This is a genomic window from Neisseria sp. P0021.S007, from assembly GCF_051956855.1.
Genome location: NZ_JBQCXA010001375.1, coordinates 1 through 491 on the forward strand (window position 1 = coordinate 1; position 491 = coordinate 491).

Annotated in this window: 1 protein-coding gene; it reads right to left on the minus strand. The window is 47.9% G+C overall.

What is annotated here, in order from left to right; genetic code table 11:
* The coding region (locus tag ACTHUR_RS19255) for a DEAD/DEAH box helicase (RefSeq protein WP_440400391.1) at positions 1 to 491 on the minus strand (491 nt) is incomplete at both ends.

A 491-nucleotide genomic window follows, 5' to 3' on the forward strand; every position in this document is an offset into this window, starting at 1 on the left:
GCCTCGTCAAATACCCAGCCATTGATTTGGCGCTGTGAAATAGCAGTAATGAAACTTCTGTTGCGGAATTGCTCAGGCGCGACAAACAAGATGCCAATATCGCCCAAGGCGGTTTTGTCTAAAATTTGGGCACGTTCAACCACCTCAACCAAGCCGTTAAGCATAGCAGCGCAGGTATCACCTTTTTTCTCCAAACCGTCCAATTGATCTTTCATCAGCGATTGCAACGGTGAAACAACTATTGTCAAGCCTCCGTTGCGGTAGTAGCGGTTGAGTGCTGGCAACTGATAACACAAGGATTTGCCGCCTCCCGTAGGCAATACTGCCAGCGTGTGCAATCCCTTCATACCTGATTGCACCACCGCACGTTGTCCACCATCAAATCCTTTTACATCGCGGAAAGTAGGCAGTTTGAAATAACGCTGCAACTGTACATCCGGATTGAGCGTATCCTGACAATAACGACATTCTGTACTGCCACAATCATGATC